Source organism: Paenibacillus sp. FSL H7-0350, from assembly GCF_038593195.1.
Lineage (GTDB): Bacteria > Bacillota > Bacilli > Paenibacillales > Paenibacillaceae > Paenibacillus_AQ.
Genome location: NZ_CP151972.1, coordinates 5,992,150 through 6,018,456 on the forward strand (window position 1 = coordinate 5,992,150; position 26,307 = coordinate 6,018,456).

The 26,307-nt window shown below is 52.1% G+C and carries 22 protein-coding genes and 1 pseudogene; 15 read left to right on the top strand and 8 right to left on the bottom strand.

Annotated features, from left to right (window positions below; genetic code table 11):
• Window positions 1–295: 295 nt before the first annotated feature.
• Window positions 296–3,559, top strand: coding sequence for a hypothetical protein (locus NYE24_RS27075; RefSeq protein ID WP_342477113.1), 3,264 nt, complete (start codon window positions 296–298; stop codon window positions 3,557–3,559).
• Window positions 3,560–3,640: 81 nt separating this feature from the next.
• Here the strand turns inward: NYE24_RS27075 and NYE24_RS27080 are convergent, their stop codons facing one another.
• Entirely contained in the window at window positions 3,641–4,285 is a 645-nt protein-coding gene (locus NYE24_RS27080) for a hypothetical protein (RefSeq protein WP_342477114.1), read from the bottom strand.
• A gap of 306 nt (window positions 4,286–4,591) precedes the next feature.
• Between NYE24_RS27080 and tkt the strand changes: the two genes are divergently transcribed.
• The 3 genes from tkt to NYE24_RS27095 all read left to right on the top strand — a co-directional run bounded on the left by tkt (window position 4,592) and on the right by NYE24_RS27095 (window position 8,841).
• Window positions 4,592–6,640: a transketolase gene (gene tkt, locus NYE24_RS27085; protein ID WP_342477115.1), complete on the top strand. Its 2,049-nt coding sequence runs from the start codon at window positions 4,592–4,594 to the stop codon at window positions 6,638–6,640.
• A 135-nt stretch (window positions 6,641–6,775) separates the two neighbouring features.
• Window positions 6,776–7,093 (top strand): pyrimidine/purine nucleoside phosphorylase, encoded by a 318-nt coding sequence (locus tag NYE24_RS27090; RefSeq protein ID WP_036696917.1) that lies wholly within the window; start codon window positions 6,776–6,778, stop codon window positions 7,091–7,093.
• Window positions 7,094–7,470: 377 nt separating this feature from the next.
• Window positions 7,471–8,841 carry a M14 family metallocarboxypeptidase gene (locus NYE24_RS27095; RefSeq protein WP_342477116.1) on the top strand — a complete coding sequence of 457 codons (1,371 nt, stop codon included), beginning with the start codon at window positions 7,471–7,473 and terminating at the stop codon, window positions 8,839–8,841.
• Between the two features lie 85 nt (window positions 8,842–8,926).
• Here NYE24_RS27095 and NYE24_RS27100 read toward each other — a convergent pair.
• From NYE24_RS27100 to NYE24_RS27115, 4 genes and pseudogenes are all read right to left on the bottom strand, one after another.
• Window positions 8,927–9,061 (bottom strand): annotated as a pseudogene (locus tag NYE24_RS27100) (NAD(P)-dependent oxidoreductase); the annotation flags it as partial.
• A 180-nt stretch (window positions 9,062–9,241) separates the two neighbouring features.
• Complete coding sequence (locus NYE24_RS27105; RefSeq protein WP_342477117.1) at window positions 9,242–10,033, bottom strand: ABC-2 family transporter protein; 792 nt, start codon at window positions 10,031–10,033, stop codon at window positions 9,242–9,244.
• Between the two features lie 9 nt (window positions 10,034–10,042).
• Window positions 10,043–10,873 (bottom strand): hypothetical protein, encoded by an 831-nt coding sequence (locus NYE24_RS27110; RefSeq protein WP_036696915.1) that lies wholly within the window; start codon window positions 10,871–10,873, stop codon window positions 10,043–10,045.
• Between the two features lie 27 nt (window positions 10,874–10,900).
• On the bottom strand, window positions 10,901–11,716 hold the full coding sequence (locus NYE24_RS27115; RefSeq protein WP_235218478.1) for an ATP-binding cassette domain-containing protein: 816 nt from the start codon (window positions 11,714–11,716) through the stop codon (window positions 10,901–10,903).
• A gap of 683 nt (window positions 11,717–12,399) precedes the next feature.
• Between NYE24_RS27115 and NYE24_RS27120 the strand changes: the two genes are divergently transcribed.
• Window positions 12,400–13,632 carry an IS110 family transposase gene (locus NYE24_RS27120; protein WP_342476948.1) on the top strand — a complete coding sequence of 411 codons (1,233 nt, stop codon included), beginning with the start codon at window positions 12,400–12,402 and terminating at the stop codon, window positions 13,630–13,632.
• Window positions 13,633–13,791: 159 nt separating this feature from the next.
• On the opposite strand, the gene NYE24_RS27125 is transcribed toward NYE24_RS27120, so the two are convergent.
• Complete coding sequence (locus NYE24_RS27125; protein ID WP_342477118.1) at window positions 13,792–14,295, bottom strand: GNAT family N-acetyltransferase; 504 nt, start codon at window positions 14,293–14,295, stop codon at window positions 13,792–13,794.
• Between the two features lie 72 nt (window positions 14,296–14,367).
• Entirely contained in the window at window positions 14,368–15,267 is a 900-nt protein-coding gene (locus tag NYE24_RS27130; RefSeq protein ID WP_327196398.1) for an NAD(P)-dependent oxidoreductase, read from the bottom strand.
• Between the two features lie 260 nt (window positions 15,268–15,527).
• Between NYE24_RS27130 and NYE24_RS27135 the strand changes: the two genes are divergently transcribed.
• The 3 genes from NYE24_RS27135 (at window position 15,528) to NYE24_RS27145 (ending at window position 18,227) form a co-directional block, all read left to right on the top strand.
• Window positions 15,528–16,883: a glucose-6-phosphate isomerase gene (locus NYE24_RS27135; RefSeq protein ID WP_342477119.1), complete on the top strand. Its 1,356-nt coding sequence runs from the start codon at window positions 15,528–15,530 to the stop codon at window positions 16,881–16,883.
• Between the two features lie 126 nt (window positions 16,884–17,009).
• The gene (locus tag NYE24_RS27140; protein ID WP_036700475.1) at window positions 17,010–17,642 is read left to right on the top strand and encodes a YigZ family protein; all 633 of its coding nucleotides are present in this window, start codon (window positions 17,010–17,012) and stop codon (window positions 17,640–17,642) included.
• A 3-nt stretch (window positions 17,643–17,645) separates the two neighbouring features.
• Window positions 17,646–18,227, top strand: a complete 582-nt coding sequence (locus tag NYE24_RS27145; RefSeq protein ID WP_036700473.1) for a TetR/AcrR family transcriptional regulator — start codon at window positions 17,646–17,648, stop codon at window positions 18,225–18,227.
• 144 nt (window positions 18,228–18,371) lie between these two features.
• On the opposite strand, the gene NYE24_RS27150 is transcribed toward NYE24_RS27145, so the two are convergent.
• Entirely contained in the window at window positions 18,372–18,773 is a 402-nt protein-coding gene (locus tag NYE24_RS27150) for a secondary thiamine-phosphate synthase enzyme YjbQ (RefSeq protein WP_036700487.1), read from the bottom strand.
• A gap of 194 nt (window positions 18,774–18,967) precedes the next feature.
• On the opposite strand from NYE24_RS27150, the gene cysT reads away from it, so the two are divergent.
• The 7 genes from cysT (at window position 18,968) to NYE24_RS27185 (ending at window position 26,304) form a co-directional block, all read left to right on the top strand.
• A complete protein-coding gene (gene cysT, locus NYE24_RS27155) occupies window positions 18,968–19,783 on the top strand; it encodes a sulfate ABC transporter permease subunit CysT (protein WP_036700471.1) in 816 nt (271 codons plus the stop codon).
• Window positions 19,780–20,577 (top strand): sulfate ABC transporter permease subunit, encoded by a 798-nt coding sequence (locus tag NYE24_RS27160; protein WP_076159128.1) that lies wholly within the window; start codon window positions 19,780–19,782, stop codon window positions 20,575–20,577. The genes cysT and NYE24_RS27160 overlap by 4 nt, the downstream gene beginning before the upstream one ends.
• A gap of 2 nt (window positions 20,578–20,579) precedes the next feature.
• Window positions 20,580–21,644, top strand: a complete 1,065-nt coding sequence (cysA, locus tag NYE24_RS27165; RefSeq protein WP_036700466.1) for a sulfate ABC transporter ATP-binding protein — start codon at window positions 20,580–20,582, stop codon at window positions 21,642–21,644.
• Window positions 21,645–21,674: 30 nt separating this feature from the next.
• Window positions 21,675–22,748, top strand: a complete 1,074-nt coding sequence (locus tag NYE24_RS27170; RefSeq protein ID WP_036700464.1) for a sulfate ABC transporter substrate-binding protein — start codon at window positions 21,675–21,677, stop codon at window positions 22,746–22,748.
• Window positions 22,749–22,926: 178 nt separating this feature from the next.
• On the top strand, window positions 22,927–23,709 hold the full coding sequence (locus NYE24_RS27175; RefSeq protein WP_341029318.1) for an MBL fold metallo-hydrolase: 783 nt from the start codon (window positions 22,927–22,929) through the stop codon (window positions 23,707–23,709).
• An 89-nt stretch (window positions 23,710–23,798) separates the two neighbouring features.
• Window positions 23,799–24,146, top strand: coding sequence for a VOC family protein (locus NYE24_RS27180; RefSeq protein WP_036700460.1), 348 nt, complete (start codon window positions 23,799–23,801; stop codon window positions 24,144–24,146).
• 391 nt (window positions 24,147–24,537) lie between these two features.
• On the top strand, window positions 24,538–26,304 hold the full coding sequence (locus tag NYE24_RS27185) for an ABC transporter ATP-binding protein (RefSeq protein ID WP_342477120.1): 1,767 nt from the start codon (window positions 24,538–24,540) through the stop codon (window positions 26,302–26,304).
• The last annotated feature ends 3 nt before the right edge of the window (window positions 26,305–26,307 follow it).

Consider the following 26,307-nt stretch of genomic DNA (forward strand, 5'->3'; position numbering starts at 1 on the left):
GACAACTCAACGAAATGCGCTGGAGCCAACCGCATATAACGGAAAACCTCACGGCTACGCGAATCAAGTTTCGTTGAAATTCCATATCTTTTATAACAATCAGGATTGGGTTCGGTCGAGTGTAAATTCAGGTTATTCCACAGGACCAGTGGGGGCCAACGGTGATACTTCTTCGTCGTATACCTTAAATGGATTTCCAGGATTAACTTATGAATCCACTTGTAGATCTGAGCAAGGGTATGATTATCAGTGTTATCCGGACATTTCCACGTACTTTAAAGAGAATTCTGGGGGGATGAAGCCAACAGCTATTGGTATTGAAACGGAAGTACATGAATTTTACTTTATCAAGCATAACCCGTTCAACGACTGGGATAATGAGTATTACAAAGGTTATAGCATCAAGGATTACCGGGTATTCCCCTTAAACATCAATAAAAAACCGAATCTCACCCTGACCTCCCAACCGAACCAAACGGTGATCAACGATACCGGGTTAAGCACGTACAACCTGGAAGGATACGTACAAGACCCGGATAACGATACCGTCGATGTCATAGCCGAGATCCCGAACGTGTTCTACAAGAAGATCACCTTAGCAAATACAGGATCTGCGAAAAATTTCACCATTCCCATCGATGTGATAAATGAGGGAATCCCGCCTGGGTTGTACAACGTCAATGTGAAGGTCGTCGATCCGTTCAACCTGAAGGGGGAAGCCTCCACTTCCTTTAGCGTGACCAACCGGCTGAGGAACAAAGCCTTCTTCCTTATTAATAGTCCGATTGATATCAGTACCTCCTATACCGATTATGAGAATGACGGCAAATATGCAGAGCGGTACCGGTATGATCAGGACCCTGCTATTTTTGATAACTCCATGGGGATGATCTGGGACAGCGGATTGTGGCGGGATAGCAAGTATCCGTCATTTCCCTTCAGCGGCGCTTACACGGCTACCTTTCAAGCGAAGGATAATCCGAAGGGTGATGACCGGTTTGACAATTACCGTATGTGGAGCCGCGACAACTTATCCAGCATGACGTTCATGATCCACCGGAAGCCGGTTGCCTTATTCTCAGCGAAGCTGATAGGCGGCACGCTGCATCTCACAGACAGCTCTTATGATCTGGACCATATGTCCAGTCCTTCCAAGGGGCTGGTGACCTGGCAGTGGCAATGGCGTAAAGCCGGGGATGAAGTGTGGACGGAGGGACAGCCACCTGCACAGCTTCCATCGGGCAAAGCCCATGAGATCCGGCTGCGTGTCCGGGACATCGATGGTCCTAACGGCCTCGGGGTTTGGAGTGACTGGATGCAGCAGAGTGTGGGCAGTGCAGCCAACCTACCGCCGGTCGCCTTGTTCACAGTGAGTCCAACCCATGTCTCATACCGCAAGGCAACCACTATTATTGATAAGTCCTTTGACCCGGATAATGATCCGCTTGATCTGTATTCCTGGACGGTTATAAAAGACGACTGGCAGCAGGTGTGGAGTCATTCGGGCGGTGCGACGGTACCCCCAAACATCGCGGCCTTCGGCGTGGGCTCTTACCAGCTTAATCTGCAGGTTCACGATAACCGCGGGCTCTGGTCGAATATGTACAGCCAAACCGTGCAGGTCATTAATCATCCGCCTGCGGCCAGCTTTACGATGCCAAGTGAGGTCTACCGGGATACGGTCATCATCTTGAATAATTTGACGCCCGATCCGGATGAAGACGGAGATAATTTGCAGTATGGCTGGTATACCAAGCTTAACAATGATCCTTATTACTGGCGGGGGAGCAACCGGAATCAGGTATTCAGGGTGCAGGACGTACTCAATGATTATGGGATTTCTGCTCAAAAAGCCATCTCTGACGGCTGGGAAATGAGACTGAACGCAACGGATGGATATCTGTATTCCTATGCCACCCAGATGTTCAGCGTCAAAAACCATGTTCCTACAGCGGCAATCAACGGTCCGGCAGCGGTCAATCAATACGATACCCATACCTTCACTTCCTTTGATGTGGATGAAGATGTAGCCGATCAGAGCAGCTTGAAGTATTACTGGCGGGTAACGGGAAGCGATCATAAGATCACACTTTTCCAGACTCCGAGTATCTCTCTTACCTTTGATGAACTAGGAACCTATACGCTGGAGCATTGGGCTGTAGACCAGATTGGAGACAAGTCGAACATAGCTACACTTAAGGTAACGGTTAAAGAAAACATGGCTCCTGGCATGACCCTTACGTATCCTGCAGGGACGGTTAACAACCCTACGATTATCGATGCGGAAAAAGAAGGAGATCCGCTGATCAAGTGGACCTACTCCGACCCGGAGAACGATCCGCAGGAGAGCTACCGGCTGGAGTTCTTTACGAAGGACGGGCTGCTAGCCAAAACGGTAGAGAACAGCGACAGTACGGGATCAGTACGCCAGTATCAATTGCCGGATCAATCGCTGGACCGATTCCTGCTCTATACCGTTCAGGGACGGGCATTCTCCAAACGGAAGTGGTCTGAAATCTCCAACGAAAAAGCCTTCATCATCGACAACCCGCCTAAGCCGGGATTCACCCTCATTACGGATACCGGAAAAGATGCGGCGAAGGTACCGATCTACCGGACGGATGTTCTAAACATCCAAAGTACAGCAACGGACGCGGATATTCCGAAGGGGGACGCCATAAGCCATCAGTATTTCCTGAAGCCGGCAGGTGGAACAGAGGCGCTCTTTAACACACAAAGCAATTTCACCAAGCAGTTCACTTCTAACGGAACCTTCGCCCTGCGGCAGGTTGTCACAGATTCATTGGGGCTGTACCGGGAACTTATTCAAAATATTACGGTAGTAAACCGGCTCCCTGTGGTGAACATCACTTACCCGGCGAGTACGGTGTACACCAGCCCAACCATTGTGAGCACCCTTACGCCAGTTATCAAATGGGATTATCAAGACGAAGACGGGGATTCGCAGCAACGCTTCAAGGTTCGCATCATTGATCTGACGAGTGGTCAGATTATCGGCTCGGGCGAACAGTATTCCAGCAACAAGCAGTGGCAGGTGCCGGCTGGCAGACTCGTGGAGAACATGAGGTATGGTGTGGAAGTAGAAGCCTATGACGGCTTTGAATGGAGTAAGGTCTCCCCTAAGAAATTCATGATGGTTAACCTGCTTAGCATTAAGGGGGCTGTCCGTCATACGGAGGAGTGGAATGGCAACCGTCAGGCATACAATATAAAGCAGAGCGGTTCGACTGAAAGTCCGCGGGGGTATAGTGTCTATTGGGCTGGCGAGAAATTCGTGCTGCAGGGGTCAGCTACCGGACTGCCGGATACCGTGCAAGTCACAATGACCGGAGGATACACGGCTGCGCTGAGCCCGACCGGGAGCGATAAGACCATGTGGACAGGTGAGCTGGCTGACCCATCGTTCGAACAGCTGCCGGATGGTCCGGTTACTTTTACCTTCACCGCAACCAATGAGTATCAGACCAAGGTGGATACAGTGGCGGTAACGATTCTCGGAGATTGGACAGAATATTATCAGAGCCATCGTGTAAAATAACGCGGGTTGCAATCCTTGTGCCTTATGCTTCTGCCATAATTTTATGTTTTACTAGGCATTAAGCGGGCGGAGGTTGATCGTTCAGACGATTCCCTCGGTCCGTTCTTCATGCAGCAGCAGCCTTGGGACTGCAAAATCTGGCGGATTAGTAGCTTGGGGGTTATGTAGACTGGAACCTAGCAGGGCCGCAGAATGACTCCGGTGCATATAGTAGGAGAGTTTGCCGCTGAATATTTTGTGAGCGCATAGAGATGAAGCGAAATCCTCCGGAGTCACGAAGCAGGAGGGCTTGGCTACCGGATGAACAGTAGTTTCCTCCAATACAGAGGCGACGAACTGGGAACAGAAATAGGCGTTATCACGGTCAATCCGGATGTTCAGCAGCACACCGACCAGACCGAGCAGGTGATATTTATAACGCTCCTGATTCTGCATCATACCCTGGACATGATTATACATCGTGTTGTATTCTTCCTCACTGACTCTAAGCTGGTAGATGGCACAGTCTGCACTGTTATAGAACGGATGGATGAAGTTCTCATGGATCAGTCCGGCGATAAAAGGGTTGTACACTTTTTTCCGGCCGAAGCTGTAGACCTCGCGCAGCTCACTGTCAAAAGCAATCGAGGCATGATTCAGCTCCGCTTTGGTGAACCATTTAATAATTCCGCTGAAGGCCGTGCCTGTTCCGGTCAGCACAATATAAATATCTCTGTTTGTAGTCATCTTCCGACTTCCTTCCTTCTGGAAATTATGGATAATTCGGATAAAATTCCGCTGAGGTACTTCCATCTTACTGTATAAACCCGCTTTGTAAAACAAACTTTAGTCTTAATTAGTAACTAGACTTAAGGCTAAGTCTCTGCATTCCTGTCGTGCATCTTCAAGAGCGCCGTAAATCTGGCTTAGGAGTGTATAGACCCGGCAGAAGCCGCTAAACATAAGCTACAGCAAAAACAATTGGAAATGCTTCCACTTCCGTGATACAATAATAGTCAAAATGACATTCTTGATTCGAGGAGGATTATTGTAATGACTGAACAAGCAAAAGATCAAGCCATTCATAAAGAAGAAAACTCAACGGTGGACAACCTGGCCATCACTACAATCCGTACACTTGCCATTGATGCCATTGAAAAGGCAAACTCCGGACATCCGGGTATGCCGATGGGCTCCGCACCTATGGGGTACCAATTGTTCGCCAAGACGATGAATCATAACCCGGACCACCCGACTTGGGTCAACCGTGACCGTTTCGTGTTGTCTGCCGGACATGGCTCCATGCTCCTCTACAGTTTGCTGCACCTAAGCGGCTATGATCTGCCTATGGAAGAATTGAAGCAGTTCCGCCAATGGGGCAGCTTAACTCCGGGACATCCGGAAGTTGGCCACACTGCCGGTGTAGATGCGACAACCGGTCCGCTTGGACAAGGTATCGGTATGGCTGTAGGTATGGCAATGGCTGAAGCTCAGCTGGGTGCCACTTACAATAAAGATGAACATAACGTGATTGACCATTATACGTACGCCATCTGCGGCGACGGCGATTTGATGGAAGGGATCTCTTCCGAGTCTGCTTCACTTGCCGGTCACCTGAAGCTGGGCAAGCTGATTGTAATGTACGATTCGAATGATATCTCTCTCGACGGCAAGCTGAACCTTTCATTCTCCGAGAATGTTGCCAAGCGGTTCGAAGCTTACGGCTGGCAGGTCCTGCGCGTAGAAGACGGTAACGATCTTCCTGCACTGGCTAAGGCTCTTGAAGAGGCTCAGGCAGACAGCAGCAAACCGACACTGATCGAAGTGAAGACTGTCATCGGCTACGGCAGCCCGAACAAGCAAGGTAAAGGCGGCCACGGCGGTACTCATGGCTCCCCGCTGGGTGCTGATGAAACGAAGCTGACGAAGGCATACTACAAATGGGTATATGAAGAAGATTTCTATGTACCGGATGAAGTCCGCGCCAGCTTTGCTGAAGTGAAGGCCAAAGGAATCGCCGCCAACAAGGCATGGGACGATAAATTTGCAGCCTACAAAAAAGCATACCCTGAGCTTGCTGCACAGCTCGAAACTGCACTGAACGGTGAGCTTCCTGCAGGCTGGGATGCTAATCTGCCCTTCTACAAAGCAGAAGACAAAGCTGTATCTACCCGTGTGGCTTCCGGTAATGCACTGAACGGACTGACTGGCGGTATCCCGCAGTTGGTTGGGGGTTCTGCCGATCTGGAGAGCTCGACCATGACGCACTTGAACGGTCTGTCCCAGTTCACCTCTGAATCCTATGACGGCCGTAATATCTACTTCGGCGTACGTGAATTCGGTATGGCCGCAGCTATGAATGGTATTGCACTGCACAGCGGTCTTAAGGTATTCGGCGGTACGTTCTTCGTATTCACAGATTACCTGCGTCCGGCTGTCCGTCTGGCTTCCATTATGAAGCTGCCGGTAACCTATGTGCTTACTCATGACAGTATTGCTGTGGGTGAAGACGGTCCTACCCATGAGCCGATTGAACAGCTTGCTTCCCTGCGTATCATTCCAGGTCTTACGGTCATTCGTCCGGCTGACGCCAACGAAACCTCAGCAGCTTGGGCATACGCTATGGAGAACACCGCTAATCCGGTAGCACTGGTACTGACCCGTCAGAACCTGCCGATCCTGGCTGGAACCGTAGACGGTGTGCGCGATAACATCAAACGCGGCGGATATGTGGTATCTGATTCCAAGAACGGCACTCCGCAGGCACAGATCATTGCTACAGGCTCTGAAGTACAGCTGGCGGTTAAGGCTCAGGCTGCGCTTGCCGAAGAAGGCATTGATGTTCGTGTAATCAGCTTGCCGAGCTGGGATCTGTTCGAGAAGCAGGATAAGGCATACCGCGATTCCGTTATCCTGCCTGAAGTGAAGGCCCGCCTGGCCATCGAAATGGCGCAATCCTTCGGCTGGGAACGTTATACAGGCGATCAGGGCGACATTCTGGGAATCACTACCTTCGGCGCTTCCGCCCCTGGCGACACTGTAATCAGAGAATATGGCTTCACTGTAGAAAATGTAGTCAGCCGTGTAAAAGCGCTGCTATAATAGACGGATCTAACAAGTTGAAACGGCTTTGCCGTCCTTTCTAAAGGACGGTACCGTTTCAGCGAGAAATAGAAGGATAATTTATAGTGTGAAACCTATAAATTCTTATATTTGAACAAAGGGGAGAATAAGCAGATGAGTCAGTTCACCAACGCGACAATTCAAAAAGCAGCCAATATTTATTACGACGGAAAAGTGACCAGCCGTACAGTTACTCTGGAAGACGGCACTAAGGTGACACTCGGCATTATGCTGCCTGGCGTATACGAATTCGGCACAGAGGGCCCCGAGACGATGGAGATTCTCTCCGGCAAGCTCAAGGTGCTGCTTCCCGGCACTGAAGTGTGGAAGGACATTGACGGAGCGGAGACCTTCCATGTTCCCGGCAACTCCAAATTTGCCCTGGAAGTATTCGTATTAACTGATTATTGCTGTTCTTACCCGATTGTATAAAATAAAGAATTGGAACGAAGGAATCCCCTGGCAGCTTCGGCTGCCGGGGGATTTTTTTGTAGACAGACCATCATTCCTTAAGACGCGGGAGCACAAATACACAATTCGACAAAAGATGAAGCTATTTAATCTATTATTGACGAAATAGGTATATTCTCATATACTTCCACTATCCATTTGGGGAACTGGCACATTCTGCTAGGAATGATAGAGGAGATGAGAGGTTGGGAAAGTCAAGCTTTTGCAAGGAAATACATAAGCTTACGTTGTTATGGTTCGGTTGTTTAATACTATTAGTGCTGTTATTTGTACCTGCAGGAATGACCTATGCATCGGCAAATATAGTGAATCCAAATCAGGTCTATTCCTATACTGTTATGCAAAGGGATATTGAGAGTCTAGTGACGCGATACCCTGATCTGGTATCATCCGAATCGCTGGGAGCGACTGCTTATGGGCGGCAGCTATGGGCAGTGAAGCTGGGGCGGGGAGAATCGGCGCTGTTCCTTAACGGTTCTCACCATGCCAGAGAATGGATGACCAGCAGTCTTTTGATGAAAATGATAGATTCGTACGCCCAGGCCTATGATAACAATGAGACGATAGGCGGTTATAACGTACGCCGTTTACTGGATGAAGTCAGCATCTGGTTCGTGCCGATGGTCAATCCGGATGGAGTTACCCTGTCCCAGCAGGGTACAGCAGGACTGTCAGCAGATGTGGCTCAAATGCTGCGTCAATATAACGGAAACAGCAGCAATTTCAACCGTTGGAAGGCGAACATGCAAGGCCTTGACCTAAACCGTCAATATCCGGCGAACTGGAAGGGCATAAAGAATGCCAGCTCATACCCGTGGTATCAGAATTATAAGGGGAAGAAGCCGGGAGAGGCTGCGGAAGTGCAGATGATGATGAATTTCACAGAGCGGATTGATCCGGAGGTGACTATTTCCTATCATAGCTCCGGGGAGATTATTTTTTGGCATTTCAATACGATTAATAGCAGTCTGAACCGGGACAAAACGATAGCCAGATCCCTTACCGGTCTGACCGGTTATTCTCTGGTAGCTCCCGAGAAGAATCCTTCGGGTGGCGGATATAAGGATTGGTTCATCCAGGAGTACCGCCGTCCGGGGTTCACCATTGAGATTGCAAGCTATGCGGGGGAAGGCAGCGTTCCCTTGAAACAGTTCAATGGCATCTGGTCCGAGAATAAAGCGGTTGGCTTATATTCTGCCGGACAATCCTATTCGTTATGGCTGGCTAAGCAGAAGGCACAATATCTTCAAGAATCCATGGATCTGCTGGCTGAAACAGAACTGTACGCGAATATAGGGGCTTCTGCTGGAGGTACACGTATTCTACCGCAAAAGCTTCATGTTATTGCCCGGAAGGGTGACTGGTATCAGGTTCAGGCAGCGGAGGGCCTGGGATGGATTCATCCATCTCCCGGAAAGCTCGCTGTAATTGAGCAAATCTCGGCGAATGCCAGCTGGAGCAATCGTATACCGGCTTATCAATATCCGGATGCTTACTCACCGAAAGTGACCTTCATCGATCCGCAGACTATGGCGATATCGGGAAGATATGGGACCTGGCTGCGGGCTTCTGCTCCGGGCGGGGACTGGTGGATAGACGGACGTAAAGTAACGATTACATGGCCTGAGAAGGCAGAGAATTCAATCCCGGCAACCGATAGCGGATTACCAGAAGAAGAGCAGCCTGAGGCTGCTGAGGGTACTCTGTAATCCTGCACCAGTGCGCTACTGCAACACAAAGGCACAGCCGATAAATCCGGCTGTGCCTGGGCAATCATGCAATCTGGTATATCATCTATTCCTTATCCCCAGAGCCGCCGATCTTCCGGCCGATCCAGTCTTTGTAGGATTTGACCACAGCGGAGAGGTCCACGTCGCCGTAGCCGTGGTTGAAGCCTGCCTGGAACATGCTCTTGGCTACGCCGAGCATAGATATTTAAAACGAATATTGAAACTCATGGAGTAACCAAAGTTGAAGAAATAGGTAAAAAAGACGACATCCATTCGGAGGAACCGAATAGCGTCGTCTTTTTGATGCGTTTTTTACTTTGTCTATGAAAAGTTAGTTTTCAGTGGCTTCGGATAACCTTGGGGTGCTTTTTTTGTATTGTCAGCTCCCCGTGCTTTTGTAATGCCTCACGCCTATGCGCCAGACCAGCAGAGACACTCCGAGGAAGGCAGCTCCGGAGGGGAGCGAGAGGAAGCCCAGCCAGCGGGGATAATTCCAGCCGCAGACGGTGGCCGCCGGATAGAAGCTGATGAACAGCATGGGGAGCACAAAGCTGAACAAGGATTTTAGCATCCGCGGCATATAAGGCTCCGGGCAGCGGGTAATCTGGTAGCTGGCGTTGGTCAGCAGAAAGATCCAGTCCAGCCCTTTGATAGTGAAAAAAGCTAGCCCTGAGGTTAGCACGAACACTCCGCAGTACATCAGACAGCCTCCGGTCAGCGCCATCGCCAGAATGCCGAGCCTTCCGGGCGTCAGGGGAACGCCGAGCTGTCCCAGCGCCCAGCCCGCCGCACAGATCCCTGTAAACGGCCGGACCAGCCGGTGCAGATGGAATCTGGAGGCGGCAACCTGCACGAACAGGGACCGTGGACGGAGCAGCAGCCGGTCGAAATCGCCGGAGCGCAGCAGATGCCAAGGGAAATAATCAAAGCCGCGGCATAGACTCTCGGCAAGTCCGAAGGAGGCTACCGCCAGTGAGTAGACCAGAATGATATGGGCCACGGTCCATTCGCCCACATTACCAAAGCGGGAGAACAACAAGACGGTGGCGATGGGATCAGTGACTACCACGGTGAGCACCTGAATCAGCATCAGCCACCAGCCCTTATATTCCATGCCGGACAGCAGATGCATCCGCAAGTATTTGCAATAAATTTTACCTTCAGCAAGCATTCGTTATTCTCACCCTCCCTGGACGATAATGTTATGCAGTCTGCGCTTCATGATCATCCGGCCCGCCGCGATAAAGATAAGGCTCCAGAGGAGCTGTAAGCCGATGCCGGGCAATGCGGCAGCAGGAGCCACGCTGCCTATATATAGCTGCAGAGGGATGTCGGCGAATCCGCCAAACGGCTGCAGGTACAGGAAGGTCTGCATGAAATCAGGCCAGAGACGCAGGGGAAGATAGGTGCCGGACAGTATGCCGCTTAGCAGAAGAAGCATATAGGTCGGTCCATCCCCCCAAGTGATATTCAGCCGGATCGCAGTCACAAACATAGCGAAGGCCGAGCACAGCACAAACGCCATAACCACCGACAGCAGGAAATAGAATAGTGCAGGCAGGGAGGCGGGTCCACCTAGGGCATATCCGGCAGGCATCAGGAGGCCGGCCATTATGGTAGCCAGCCCCCTCATCCAACTGGTGCCGAGCTTGCCGGCCGAGCTTTTAACAAACCAGTGGGTGTACAGGTTCATGGGCCGGCACAGCTCAATACCGACGTCGCCGTTGTTGATTTTTCCCATAATTTCGCTGTCGATGTTCATACTCTGGAGTACAAACAGACCCTGGGCCAGCCAAACATAGGATATGGCCTGAGGAAGGCTGAGTCCGTTATTGTTCCAGGAGCCATTGTCGCTGTATGTATAGAACACGGTGAACAGCACACATTCTATAAGCGCCCAGAACACACTGACCATCGTGCCTGATATGGCGGACACCCGGTACTGGAGCCCTTCAGCCATGCGGATTCGGAAGAGGGAGCTGCAGGCCCGGCATGTATTTCTAAAGTTCATTGTGCACCTCCTGATGGGCTGATGGGCTTAACCCAAAGCCAAGTCATTGTACATAGCCGCAATCATCGCATCCGTGTTCACTTTCATGACGACCTCCGGCGCATATTTCTGCTGCAGACCTGATAGCTGCCCGTCATAGAGCAGTTGTCCGTGCCCGATCACCATGACCCGCTGGCATAATGCCTCAATATCGTCCATATCGTGTGTGGTCAGCAGCATCGTAATCCCGTACTTACGGTTCTCTTCCTTTAGAAAATTGCGCAAAGCCAGCTTGGATACCGCATCGAGTCCGATGGTTGGCTCATCCAGAAAGAGAAGCTTCGGCCGGTGCAGCAGCGCAGCTACCAGCTCACAGCGCATCCGCTGCCCGAGCGAAAGCTGTCTCACCGGGGTCCTTAAGAGCGCTTCCACACCAAGTGTTGCCGATAACTCGGATAGTCTTAAGCGGTAGTCTCCTGGGGGGATCGCATAAATATCCTTTAGTACATCAAAAGAGTCTGCCACCGGAACATCCCACCATAACTGTGAGCGCTGGCCAAACACAACGCCGATCTTGGATACATGCTCTACGCGGTGCTTCCATGGAATCTTGCCCAAGATGGTGCATTCTCCGCTGTCGGGTGTCAGGATGCCGCTCATTATCTTGACGGAGGTGGATTTGCCGGCGCCGTTCGGGCCAATATAACCTACCAGTTCACCCTCTTCAATATCAAAGCTGATGCCGCCGAGCGCGTCCACCCGGGTAACATTCCGCATAAACGCTCCTCTCAGTAGCCCCCACTTTCCTTCGGGCCGTTTGTACACCTTGAAGCTTTTGCGGATATCTCTCAGTCTGATTTGCATATCAGTCGCCTCCTTCGCGCAGAAGATCATATCATTAGGGGAGGAGAGGGGGACAGCCGCGTCGGAGGCCTTCTTGATCCTTGCTGCCCGGCTGACAGGGGGAGAATCATTTATTTTCTTCATTTTCCATAAAAATGCTTGTTATGTTGACATTTCTGTGCTATATTAATTTTATAGTTAACGCAAGGAAAACGTATGTTTTTTTGTATATGTACTGTAAAATAAACTTCTCGTACCGGTGATGAAATCATCGGTATTTTTGCGTTCTCGCCCTAATTAGACGGCCTTGCCATGAATGCAAAGAAAGGTGCCCTGGAATTCCAGGGCACCTTTTTCTATGGGATGCGGGCTGAATGTATGCGGAAAACCGAACACAATAGGCTGGGCGTTGACCCGTGGTCAAAATGTAATCGAAAAACAGGCATGACAAGACAGAGGCCTTGTCACCCCCAGGAATGAAAATAAGTGGGTGGCATCCGTCGCAACCATTCTAAATGAGGCTGTAGTCGTCAACACTACATATACAAATCAAAGGGCGGAAACGGTTACTGGGATACACCCCGTGCGAAAAACCGTTCTATTGCGCTTTTCGAGCATCGCCTATTGTAGCCCCAAAAGTACGTGTATTAAATTACACTCACTCGAGCGCATGATTTGTAAACTGACGATGGAGGATGGTTGGAATGGATGCTGTACGTATGTGTTGCGCCGGTCTGGACGTGCACCAGGAAACCGTTGTGGCCTGCGTGTTGAAAGGACCGATCGAACAGAAACCACAATGTCACCTGAAAACCTTTGGGACGACAACCAAAGAATTGCTAGGCCTGCAAGATTGGCTGAGTGAACACGGCTGCCGGGAGGTGGTGATGGAGAGCACGGGCGTGTTATGGAAACCGGTATGGAACATCTTAGAGGGCAGTTGTGATCTGGTCTTGGCCAACGCCCAGCGGGTAAAGAATACGCCGGGTCGAAAAAGTGACATGCAAGATGCGCGCTGGTTAGCGCAATTGCACCGTTGCGGGCTCATTGAAGGCAGTATGGTGCCCGAACAGGACATTCGGGATTTGCGAGACTTGACCCGTTACCGGAGTAAGATGGTGCAGGCGGTGACGGCGGAGAAAAACCGCATTCACAAAATCCTGCAGGATGCCAACATCAAGCTAACCACCTTTATGTCCGATCTATATGGGGTTTCAGGGCGGGGCCTGCTCCAGAAGATCATGGACGGCGAGGTCATCGACGAAGGGACCGTTAAGAACCTGGTCAAAACCCGTTTAAAAAGGAAAGTTCCGCAGTTGCTAGACGCGCTCAATGGCAAGCTGCGCCGTCATCATCGCGAGATGATTCGAGACCACTGGGACCACTTGGTCTATTTGGAGAAAAGGATCACGGAACTGGAAGCTCGAATCGAGGCAAAGGCAGAACCGTACCTGGAGAAGATTGAACAAATTGACTCCATTCCAGGAATTGAGCGGACGTCTGCCGTGACCATCTTTGCCGAAGTGGGGCCGCATGTCGCGGAAATGTTCCCGAGTGATGCGCAGTTTGCTTCATGGGCGGGGGTGTGTCCAGGGAACAACGAAAGCGCTGGAAAGCGAAGAAAGTCAAAAACGATGCAAGGGAACAAGCATCTGAAAGGGGCCTTGTGTCAGGCGGCTTGGGCAAACTCTCGCTCCTCGAATCGGATCGGACAATTCTTTCGACGAATTCGTAAGAGACGAGGCGATAAAAAAGCAAACGTCGCCACCGCGCATTTGCTGATTCGAATCCTCCATGCCCTGATGCGGGAGAAGAGGTCATACCAAGAAATAGACGTCTCACTAGGCGATGAGACGTCCAAGAAAAACACGTTAGATAGGTACGTGAAATATATCCAGCAGTTAGGATATAGTGTTCAATTGAATCCTATCCCATAGTCTTCCCTTTTTCAAAAAAACGAAACGTTTTTTTGGGGCGATGGGTCTTTTTTTGTCAAAAACCCAGTCTGCGGCGCATTTTCCGATATTTTTATTTTCGTATTAAACCGAATACATTCTTAGGTGCGGCATAAAATATCGGGTGGTTCACCCGATAGGCTAATTCTGCTCTAAACAGCCTGCCTTTGTCAGCGGATGTGTCCGCTCATATTCCCAGATGCTCTGGCTGCTCTCCGCATCATAGATTTCTCCGGTACGAATGAAGCCGTGCTTCTCATAGAAGTGATGATTCCGGACGGCCCAAGAGGGAGTATCCAGCGTCCAGCGCTTCGCAGCAGGGTACTGTACAAATAGGAAATGCAAAGCTTCATGTCCGAAGCCTTGATTCTGGCAGAGCGGATCGATAAAGATGCGGCCCAGATGACATTCCTCTTCTGAAGATGACGGGATGATTATCATCCCGCCGACAATTTCACCGTCTTTCAGAAGCTTGTAGTAATGGCCCTGCTGCATCTGTTCCGCTTGCCAGGGCACAGAATCATAGCCCGGAGGGCCATCCTCTTCTTTACCCTGATAACGGCGGGCATCATCGTCGAAGGTTCTTTTCTGTACATCCGCCAACATGGCCGCATCTTGTGGCCGGGCGAGTTCAAAGGTCAGCATTGAAATTTCCTCCCCTGTTTACAATAGTGTGTAACACCATCATAAACAGATTCTGGAAAAGCCGCCGTTACATTAGTTACCTTCGCCGATCTTCTTCCCGATCCAGTCTTCGTAGGATTTGACCACCGCGGAGAGGTCCTCGTCGCCGTAGCCGTGGTTGAAGCCTGCCTGGAACATGCTCTTGGCTACGCCGAGCATAGGGGAAGGGACGCCGGTGGAATCACTGAGCGAGGAGGCCAGCTTGAGATCCTTGAGCATCAGGGCAAGAGAGAACTGGTTGCTGAAGTCGCCTTCGATGATCTTCTGGCCCTTCAGCTCGGCCTGCTTGCTGCCGGCTGAGCCGTTCTTCACCAGCTCCAGGAACTTGTCTGCGGGTACTCCGGATTTCACCGCAATGGAGAAGCCCTCGGCGAGCGCGACATTGTGAATGCCGACCATGGCATTGTGAGCCAGCTTGGCTACAGCGCCGCTGCCGTTAGCGCCCATATGCAGCAGCAGGCGGCCCATGGAGTCGAAGAGATCCCGGTGCTTCTCAATCACTTCGGCATGTCCGCCGACCATGAAGACCAGTGTGCCGTCTATAGCTGCCGGCTTGCTGCCGGTTACAGGGGCATCAAGGAAGCTGCCGCCCCGCGCTTCAACTTCAGCGGCGATCTCTTTTGCAAGGCCGGGGGAGATGGTGCTGGAATCAATCACAGTTGTTCCCGGCTGAAGGGTAGCGAGAATACCATCGTCACCGTAGAAGACTTCACGGATCGAATCATCGTTGCTGATCATGGTGATAATAACATCCTTGCCTTCTGCTGCTGCCTGCGGAGTGGCGGCTGTCTTCGCGCCTTCCTGTTCCAGAGGTTTGCATTTCGCTGCTGTACGGTTGTACACCGTAACCTCAAAGCCGCTTCGCAGCAGATTCGACGCCATAGGTGCTCCCATTGTTCCGAGTCCGATAAAGCCGATGTGCTTCATTTCAATTCCACCTTTGCTCTCCTGAGATCATATTATAGAAACTAAGTTTGCCTTCATTCTATCAGAAGGTTACAGCATGTTCCACAGAACAGGTTTGCTTGTTTGCTTGGTAACCGCTTTCAGTGTTTTTTTCATAAACAGGGTTCGGAAAGCCGGGGATATGCCTTAAGACCTTGCCAGTCAAGGCAAATTAAAGTATTCTAGATTATAATGTTGCAACACACGGTGTCAAATCTAAAGAGATAAACAGGAGGCTACCATTACCGATGTCCAAGAAGATTAATTTTGACTACACCAAAGCCCTTTCCTTCTTCAGCCAGACCGAGATCGACTACTTCGCCGCTCCGGTGAAGCTGGCCCACGAACAATTGCATAACAAGAGCGGAGCCGGCTCCGATTACCTGGGCTGGATTGATCTCCCTACAGCGTATGACAAGGAAGAATTCGCCAGTATTCAGCAGGCTGCCAAGAAAATCCAGAGCGACTCCGAAGTGCTGATCGTTATTGGTATCGGCGGATCTTACCTGGGGGCACGCGCAGCTATTGAGGCGTTGTCGCATTCTTTCTACAATAACCTGTCCAAGGACAAGCGCAAGACACCGGAGGTTTATTTTGCCGGTAATAACATCAGCTCTACCTACATCACGCATCTGCTTGACCTGGTAGAAGGCAAAGACTTCTCCGTGAACGTAATCTCCAAATCCGGTACAACTACCGAGCCTGCCATTGCTTTCCGTATCTTCCGTGCAGCACTGGAGAAGAAATACGGCAAGGAAGAAGCACGCAAACGGATCTACGCTACAACAGACAAGGAGAAGGGCGCACTCAAGAAACTGGCTAACGAAGAAGGCTATGAGTCGTTCATTATCCCAGATGATGTAGGCGGACGTTATTCCGTACTGACACCGGTAGGCCTTCTGCCTATCGCCGTAGCGGGAATTAACATTGAAGAAATGATGCAGGGGGCCGCAGCCGCAGCCGATGAGTTCAACAATCCAGATGTGGCTACGAACCAGAGCTATCAATATGCTGCAGTACGTAACGCGCTCTACCGCAAAGGCAAGACGACAGAAATCCTCGTGAACTACGAGCCGTCCCTGCACTTTGTCTCTGAATGGTGGAAGCAGCTGTACGGCGAAAGCGAAGGCAAGGACTTCAAGGGAATCTATCCGTCCTCAGTGGACTTCTCGACGGACCTGCACTCCATGGGCCAATTCATTCAGGAGGGTAACCGCAACATCTTTGAGACGGTTATTCAAGTGGAGAAGGTACAGCACCATGTAACGATCGAGAATGATCCAGATGATCTGGACGGCCTCAACTTCCTGACCGGCCAGACGATGGATTTCGTTAATAAGAAGGCGTTCCAGGGAACTATGCTGGCGCATACCGACGGACAGGTGCCGAACCTGATCGTTACCATTCCTGACCAGACGCCTTATACTTTCGGCTATCTGGTGTACTTCTTCGAGAAGGCTTGCGGGATCAGCGGATACCTGCTGGGTGTGAATCCGTTCGACCAGCCGGGTGTTGAAGCCTACAAGAAGAACATGTTCGCACTGCTGGGCAAACCAGGCTACGAGAAAGAAAAGGCTGAGCTGGAAGCCAGACTTACCGAATAGTCCCACTCTAACCGCAGATCATTCATAGTAAGTTAAGTCATCAGGGAGCAGTCCATAGGTAACCACTACCAGGGCTGCTCCTAATATATATCAAGTTATCACATGTAGAGTAAGGAATGGACAACAATGCTGGAACAATACCGGACGGTACGTACCTCTGGCTCGCTGGAGGTCGTAATCCGTAAATCACGCTTTATCGGGCATGTTATGCCGGTGGAGAACGAGGAAGAAGCTGTGCAATTTATCGATTCGATCAAGAAGCAGCACTGGAATGCTACGCATAACTGCTCTGCTTATATGATCGGGGAGAGGGATGAGATCCAGAGACAGTCGGATGACGGGGAACCGAGTGGAACGGCCGGGAAACCGATTTTGGAAGTAATCCGCAGCCAACAGGTGAAGAATGTCGCTATTGTAGTTACCCGTTATTTCGGAGGCATTATGCTGGGTGCAGGCGGGCTGATCCGGGCCTATACCGATGGTGCTGTACTGGCGCTCGCGGCCGGAGAGGTCATTACACGTGTGCTGAGACGGGAGGTATTCGTGGAAATCGAGTACACTTGGCTGGGCAAGGTGGAGAATGCACTGCGGGGGCGTAATATCCAGACCGGAGAGACTTTGTTTACGGATAAAGTTACACTGCTGTGTCTTCCGCGCAATGATGAAGGTGACGCATTTATCGCATGGATAACCGATCTTACGGAGGGGCAATCCCTGGTTACGGAAGGGCGGCGGCTTTACTACAGCGAAGGGGAATAGATTATGGCAAGAAGAGCAGTGGAACAGGAGTTGTCGAGAGAAAGAATTCTGGAGGCGGCGAGGCATCTTTTCATCACCAAAGGGTACCGTGCCATTTCGATGCGCAGCATTGGCCAGCACCTGGGTTACAGCCACGGCTCCCTATATTACCATTTCAAAGAGAAGGCCGAACTTTTCTACGCCATTGTCGTTGAGGATTTCAATCATGTGGCTTCACTTCTGAATCAAGCTATGACCACTCCGCCTCAAGAGGGAATGACCCGGGTAGAGCAGCTGATTATGGAGTTCATCCGGTTCGGGCTGGACCATCCGTATCAGTATGAGATCATGTTCATGATTCGAGACGAAGAGCTGCTGGCTTATTGCCGGGCAGAACAGGGCCGGTGTTTCGAGTTATTTGCAAGCATTGTCCGCCGTCATATGAAGGAAGAGGGATATGTATCGGAGGACTGGCAGAACGTGCCGCTGACCTTATTCTTATCTGCTCACGGATTCATTTCGTATTATATTCAGGATAAAGTGTTGTTCGAAGATGTGAAGCAAGCTGCCTTGACACATGTCAAGGTATTAAGCCGCAGTTTATAAAAAGCTGTTTTTTTTAACGGCTCGTACTTTAGAGCGTTGCATTGGTATAACTTTGCATGGTGAAAGTGTTACAGGAACTATAAATTGTATAGAGAGCAGCTTCGCGGTTCATGCGTTGCTGCTCTTCTACAAGGGCAGGCAGTGCTAGCCTTCTATAATTTTGAGGTGGCACTGGCGTTGCCTTGGACCATCGAACTCGCAAAAATAGATGCCCTGCCAGCGGCCCAGCAGCACAGCCCCTTCATGAATGATAAGAGTCTGCGAAGGACCGGCCGTAATGGACTTCAGGTGGGAAGCCGTATTGCCCTCAGCATGGCGGTATTTGGGATGCTCCCAAGGATAGACCTCATCCAGACGCATCAACACATCACGCTTCACATCAGGATCGGCGTTCTCGTTAATCGCAATCCCTGCGGTGGTGTGCGGGCAATAGACAATTAGCAGTCCGTTAAGTACTCCGCTATTCTTCACATAAGCTTGAACCTCACGGGTAATATCCCGCATTTCATCCCGTTTGCTGGTGGTGATCTCCATAGTATGCAGCATCATGAACAGCCCCTCTCTGATTTGGATGCAACAAGTGCTACTTATACTTTAACCCAAAAACTAACAAAGTAATTGACGGCGGCAAGCGGTATTTGGTAAAGTAGGAATAACTTTAAACCAAGTATATTAATAGGAATAATCAAACCTTAAAGTCGAGTATACCGACCGGTTATCCGGAGGTGGGAGGGTGACCATTGAATTCGCTGATCAGGCACAAGGGCTGGACCTGGGGATTTAGATCAACGGTTGTACTTTATTTTGTCATACTGATTGTGCTGCCGATCCTCGGGGTCTATTACAATTCATTCTCATCCGGGCTAGGAAGCTTCACTGAAAGTGTGAGCGATCCGATTGCCTGGAAGTCGGTCCTGTTAACACTCAAGCTGGCGGTCATTGCGGCGCTTACGAATGTGCTGCTGGGTACGATGATCGCCTGGGTCCTTATCCGTTATAAGTTCCGGGGCAGGGCGCTGCTGAACAGCCTTGTCGATCTCCCGTTTGCCCTGCCAACTGCGGTTGGCGGACTGATGATTCTGCTGCTGCTGGGTCCGGGAAGCCTGATCGGAGGCCTTGCGGAATCCCTGGGCTTCACGATTGTTTTTCACCAGCCTGCGATTGTGATTGCGATGGTCTTCGTCACATTCCCCTTCGTCATCCGGGCGGTGCAGCCGCTACTGGAGGAGCTGGATGCTTCGGAAGAAGAGGCAGCCTATACGATGGGAGCGAAGCCGAGCCGGGTCTTCCTCCAGGTCATTCTTCCGTCTATGGCACCTGGCATGATCGGCGGCGGGATGCTGGCCTTTTCGCGGGCGCTCGCTGAATTCGGTGCGGTAGTTCTCGTGGCAGGCAATATTCCGGGGCGCACGCTGGTGTCTTCCGTATTTATTTTCGGAGAGGTCGAAAGTGATAATCCGGCGGGAGCCGCAGCGGTGTCGATCATTCTGCTGACCTTATCCTTCCTGATTCTCTGGCTGATCAGCCTCATGCAGATGCGGGGGAGAAGATCATGAGAAGATTGTGGATTGGACTGACCTATCTCGTGTTCTTCATCCTGATCGCAGCTCCGCTTGGCAGGATGACAATGGGGGCCTTCAGCGAAGGCTGGAGCGGATTCTGGAACGCCCTGACCCGGCCCGAGGCGCTGCATGCGCTGCTGATGACGGGATACGTTGTGGTGGTTGTGACGCTGCTGAATACGCTGTTTGGCATCATGACGGCCCTGTATCTGGTACGGGCGAATTGGCTGGGGCGGCGTCTCAAAAGCCTGCTGAACAGCATCGTGGATCTGCCTTATGCGGTATCGCCGGTTATCGGCGGGCTGATGATCGTTCTGCTGCTCGGGCCGGATAGTGCGCTGGGCGCGTTGTTTGAGCAAATCGGAGTGAAGATTGTGTACGCTTTTCCGGGAATGGTGATTGCTACCCTGTTCGTGACGTTCCCGCTAATGGTGCGTGAGGTGATGCCGGTGCTGCAAGAGATCGGGTCCCAGCAGGAAGAGGCCGCGTCCACACTCGGCGCATATGGCTGGACGACCTTCTGGAAGGTAACCTGGCCTTCTATCCGCTGGGCGGTCATCTATGGAGTGATTCTTACGGTGGCCCGCTCGTTGGGTGAGTTCGGTGCGGTGCTCGTTGTCTCAGGCAATATTATGAACCGGACCCAGACGGCCACCACACTGGTCTATCAGGATGTCGAGAATTTCAATGTTACGGCTGCGGGCGGGATAGCACTGGTGCTGGCCGCATTCTCCGCAGGACTGCTGCTGCTTATGGAATGGAGCAAGAGAAGAAAGGGAGGGCACTAATTATGCATGTAGAGGTCCGGGGACTCGATAAGCATTTTGGCGATTTTCATGCGGTGAAGGATGTCCATTTCGGCATTACCAAAGGCCATCTGATCGGGCTGCTCGGCCCAAGCGGCGGCGGCAAAACCTCGATCCTGCGGATGCTGGCGGGCCTTGAGACGCCGGACAGCGGCGAGATTATTTTCCACGGCCGGGCGGTGAACCATCTTCCGCCGCAGGAGCGTGAGATCGGCTTTGTCTTCCAGAACTATGCGCTGTTCAAGCATATGACGGTGTTCGAGAATATCGCCTTCGGCCTGAAAGTCAAAAAAGCCAGTAAGTCTGTCATCCGTGACCGCGTCACCGAGCTGGTGGAGCTTACCGGGCTGAAGGGCTTCGAGAACCGGTATCCGCATCAGCTGTCCGGGGGGCAGCGCCAGCGGGTGGCTTTTGCCCGGGCGCTGGCCCCTGAGCCGCAGCTGCTGCTGCTGGATGAGCCGTTCGCCGCGATTGATGCGAAGATCCGTCAGGAGCTGCGTTCCTGGCTGCGGGAGCTGATCGAACGTGTCGGGATCACCTCGATCTTCGTCACCCACGACCAGGATGAGGCGATTGAAGTAGCGGATGAGATTATGATCATTAACCAGGGGCGGCTGGAGCAGAAGGGTACGCCTTGGGATATCTATAAAGAGCCGAAGACACCGTTCGTGGCCACCTTCATCGGGGAATCCACGCTGATCGGGAGCGCTTCCGAGCTGAAGGGCTTCGAGGGCGCAGGCGACGGCAAGCCGACCAAGGCGCTGATCCGTCCCGAGTACATTGAGGTAGGCTACCTGCATGAATTCAGAATGGCTTCAGCCACGGAGCAGGGTACGGTCAAGCATCTGCATTTCCGCGGAAGTGAATGGCTCGTGGAGGTTGAGGTAAAAGGACATAAGCTGGTCACCTACCGCTCCCTGGAGAAAGAAACGCTCACTCCGGGCCAGGAGATATCCGTGCTGGTACACCGCGCTTACCTGTTCAATGAGGAGCGGAGCTGGATTCAGGAGAATGGGCTTAAGAAAGATCCGATGCCTGTATTTATCTAAAAAATAAATGATGTGGGATGTGTCGCCGGTATGAGGCTTATCAGAAGGAGCAGACAACTGCACGGATGGCTGACGGTCTTACTGCTGGCGGTGTTCACCCTGACCGCTGCCGGTTGCGGGAATGAGCAACAGGCTGCAGGAGAGGCAGGTGCACCGCCGCAGGGAGATCTAACGCTTGTGGTGGGTGCCTATAGCGTGGTGAAGGATGCCATGGGCGAGATTCTTCCCAGGTTCGCTGAGAAGTGGAAGGCGGATACCGGTCAATCGATCGTATTCCAGCAGTCCTATGAGGCTTCCGGAACCCAGGCGAGGGCGATTGCCGGCGGCTTCGAGGCGGATGTCACGCTGCTTGCCATGGAAGGCGATGTCGGGAAGCTGGTCAAGGCGGGTCTGGTGGAGAAGGACTGGAAGAAGCGAGGCGGCGAGGCGGGCATGGTGACGCGGTCGGTTGTGGCCCTGGGAACGCGGGAGGGCAATCCGAAGGGGATTCATGATTTTGCCGATCTGGCGAAGCCGGGGGTGAAGGTACTCTACCCTAATCCGAAGACCTCCGGCGGTGCCCAGTGGGACATCAACGCGATCTACGGGGCCGGCCTGAAGCGTTCTGAGGAGCAGGAGGGGGCGAAGGACCCTGCGGCTGCCAAGGCCTTCCTTGAGAGTATACACAGGAACGTCGAATCTCTGGATAAAAGCGGACGGGCGTCGATGGCTGCCTTCGAGTACGGGGTGGGCGATGTGATCGTCACTTATGAGAATGAGCTGCTGGCGCGGATTGCCGAGGGTGTGAAGTATGAGGTGGTCATCCCTAAGAATACGATTCTGATCGAGAATCCTGCGGCTGTGGTGGATAAATACGCGGATAAGCATGGTACCCGTGCGGCCGCAGATGCGCTTGTAGATTATCTGACGACGCCGCAGGCGCAGGAGATATTCGCCAAGTTCGGCTTTCGTCCCGTGAGCCAGCAGGTCTATGCGGCTCATGAGAGCCAATATCCGGTTCCTGCCGGACTGTTCGACATCAGCTATCTTGGCGGCTGGGAGGAAGTACGCACGACGCTATACTCCAAGCGGGGCATATGGTATCAGGTGCTGGCCGGGATCTAGGCAGTTAAAGGCAGGTTCTGAGTTGAGGTGCGTATGAGGAAGAGAGCTGTTCTATGGCCGGATGAGGCCGAAGGACGGCTCTTTGCCGTTCTTGCAGGCCGGTGTGCAAAGGAGTGGCTCCTGTTCTATAATGAACTGACGGATATTTGAGAAAAAGGACGATGAGGTGGGCAAGCAAATGGATACATTAGTGTTCCTCGGAACAGGGGATGCCATGGGCGTACCCCGGGTCTACTGTGATTGTGAGACCTGCACGGAAGCGAGAACCACCGGGCGCAACAACCGCCTGCGTTCTTCTGTGCTTATAGATAACGGCAGCGGCTTCCTGGCGATCGACTGCGGACCGGACTGGCGGCGGCAGATGGAGCTGCAGGGGCACCGTACCATGAAGCGTCTGCTCGTGACACATGCGCATTTCGATCATATCGGCGGGCTTCCGGAATGGGCGGACAGCTGCCGCTGGATGGGCTTCCGGGGAGAGCTGTATGCTCCGGCAGAGGTTATTCCTGTCATTCAGCGGCAATACCCGTGGCTCACCGGGCATATCGATATGATTCCTTGCGATGACGGCATCACACTGGACGGCTGGCAGATTTCGACGTGGCGGGTCAACCATGGCAAGAATGGTTATTCCTACGCCTACAGACTGGAGAAGGAGGAATATGCCTGGGTGTACTGCCCGGACTCGATCTCTCTGACCACGGAGGAAACCAGGCGTATGCATGGAGCGGACCTGCTGGTGCTGGGAACCAGCTTTTATTACGAGGCAGCTGAATTGTCCACCCGCTCTGTGTATGATATGACCGAAGCCGCCGACCTGCTGGAGACCGTTCAGCCGCGCCGTGCGGTCTACACACATATGTCGCATGACATCAATCTGGAGAAGGATTATATTCTGCCGGAGAAGGTTACGCTTGCCGTTACGGGAATGAGGCTTCCGCTGTGCCGGGAGGAGATCTGAGCAGCATAGCAGTGCGGGACTTGTGTGTGTCACTTAGGATGTGTGCAATTTGATGCAGTGAGTTGGATTGCCGAGAGGAGCTGGTTGTGATGATCAAAGGTTTCGGAGGTATCTTCTGGAGGACCGGAAATCTTGAAGCGGTGAAGAAATGGTACAGTGAGGCGCTGAAGCTTGAAATCGACAGTTGGAACGGGACTGTAATCAGACCCGGGTCAGGCAATGAGACGATCTTGTCCTTCTTCACTGAGCATGACTCTTATTTCCCGGCAGAGCAACAGGTAATGTTGAATTTCCAGGTCCATGATCTGGACGAGGTTATCAAGCATCTGGAACAGATAGGCGTACCGCTTGCCAAGAACAAAGAGAGCAGCGAATTCGGACAATTTGTTTGGATTACAGACCCTGACGGGCGGCTGGTTGAGCTTTGGGAGAAATAAAGCCGGTCCATCACCACGACAGAAGTTTATAATCCGTGTCAGCCGACTATTCACGCACAGTCATATCGATTAAAATACGCTCCCCATAAAGCAGACAGGTTTGATTACTGCTGCTGTATGGGGAGTTTTTACTATGCTTTTCATCCCCAAGACCGACAAGGGAATCCGTCTGCCGTCGCTGGGCCCCTTGCCTGGGGTCTAGTAAACTAAAGGCATCGGAGCCGCAGAGAGTGGGCCCACTACGAGTCCGCTTTCCAGTTTTATGTATATGATGCGTATATTTCTTTATTTTCAAAAAGGGAAGGAGGGACTATACTATAACGATGTGCCAGGGGTTAGGAAGAAACTGTTAGTGCCGTAGGGGCTGGAATTTTAAAGAGGAGATGAGGTTGTGAAAAAGAAAAAAGGTGCTTTTGCCAGATTAAGTACATACATGCTTAGACATAAGCTGATTTATGCCGTATTGCTCTTGGTGACGTTATTCAGTATTGTGCTCGATCTTACGATGGCCTGGTTCCTGGCCCGGATTACGGATGCGGCCGTCCGGCTGGATGTGGAGTCGTTCAAGGGGCTGGCCTGGTTCGGGATTCTATTCTTGCTGGTTACGGGATTGAATACCTTCGTCAGTGCGTATCTCAAGACCAATGTATCAGCCAAAATCAGAAATGAGCTGCGCCAGGATATGATGGGACATACACTGGCCTTGCCGCAGTCTTATTTCGACCGCAATCATTCGGGTGATTTGTTGTCCCGGTTCACGAATGACAATCAGTCGGTGGGGGAAGCGTGCGGGCAGGTAATACTGGATCTGCTGCGCAACCCGCTGCTGGCGGTAGCCTCCTTCGGCTATCTGCTCTATATTAACTGGCTGCTGGCGCTGATTTGCCTGTCCATCGGGCCGCTGCTGTTCCTGACCGGTAAAATCTTCGGTAATGCCATGCGCATCAACAGTGTCCGGGTGCAGGAAAGTATGAGCCGGACTACGGCTTTTCTGAACGATATTCTGGGCAGCAGCATGGTGTTCAAGGCATTCTCCATGGAGCGCAGGCTGCAGAAGCAGTATGTAGGCTACAGTGAGGATATTGCCTTAGGGGAGAAAAAGAAAGCGAGAATCGAAGGCGCAACCGGAGCGATCTCCTCCTTGCTGGGGAATCTGACCTTCCTGCTGGCTCTGGTGATTGCCGGGTGGTTCGTGGCGAATGGAAGACTTGAGGTCGGGGCGATGATTGCCTTCATTCAGTTGATGAACTATCTGGTGGGTCCGTTCTCATCCCTGCCGGGCCTGGTCGCTTCCATGCAGCAGTCGCTGGGTGCAGCGGAGCGGATCTTCGAGGTGATGGATGCGCCTGCTGAAGTTGAGGTGCTGCCTGAAGTCAGGGCGGAGCTGCCGGGGTTCGGGGAGCTACGGCTTGCAGAGGTGTCATTTAGCTATCCGGGCAGTGAGAAGCAGAGCCTTAACAAGGTCAGTCTGGAGCTGGCACGCGGCCAGCAAATGGCCGTAGTAGGTCCGAGCGGCGGGGGGAAATCCACCCTGTTCAAGCTGCTGCTTGGTTTCTATCAGACGGATGCGGGTGAGGTTGCGATCAACGGCCGTCCGATCAGCGGAATACCGCTTGCAGAGCTGCGGAGCTACTTCGCCTATGTGCCTCAGGAGTCGGGACTGTATTCCGGGAGCATCCGGGACAATATTGAGAGCGGCAAGCCCGGTGCGTCAGACGAAGAGGTTATCGAGGCGCTGCGGCAGGCGAATGCGTACGAGTTCGTGACGGAGCTGGCGGAAGGCATACACACGGATATCGGTGAGCATGGCTCCCGGTTGTCCGGCGGTCAGAGACAGCGGCTGTCCATTGCCAGAGCGATGCTCAAAAATGCGCCGATTCTGCTGCTTGATGAAGCTACGGCTGCCCTCGACAATGAGTCAGAGCGAATGGTCCAGCAGGCCATCCGTAAGCTGATGAAGGATAAGACAACGCTTGTGATCGCCCACCGGCTCTCAACGATCCAGAATGCCGATGTCATCCTGGTGATGGAGAACGGGGAAATCGTGGAGCGGGGCGGACATGAAGAGCTGCTTGAGGCAGAGGGGCGCTACTCGGATCTGTACCATTCACAGCTTGAGCAGGAGGCGAAGGAGGAATTGTTAGCCCCTATCGCCTAGCTT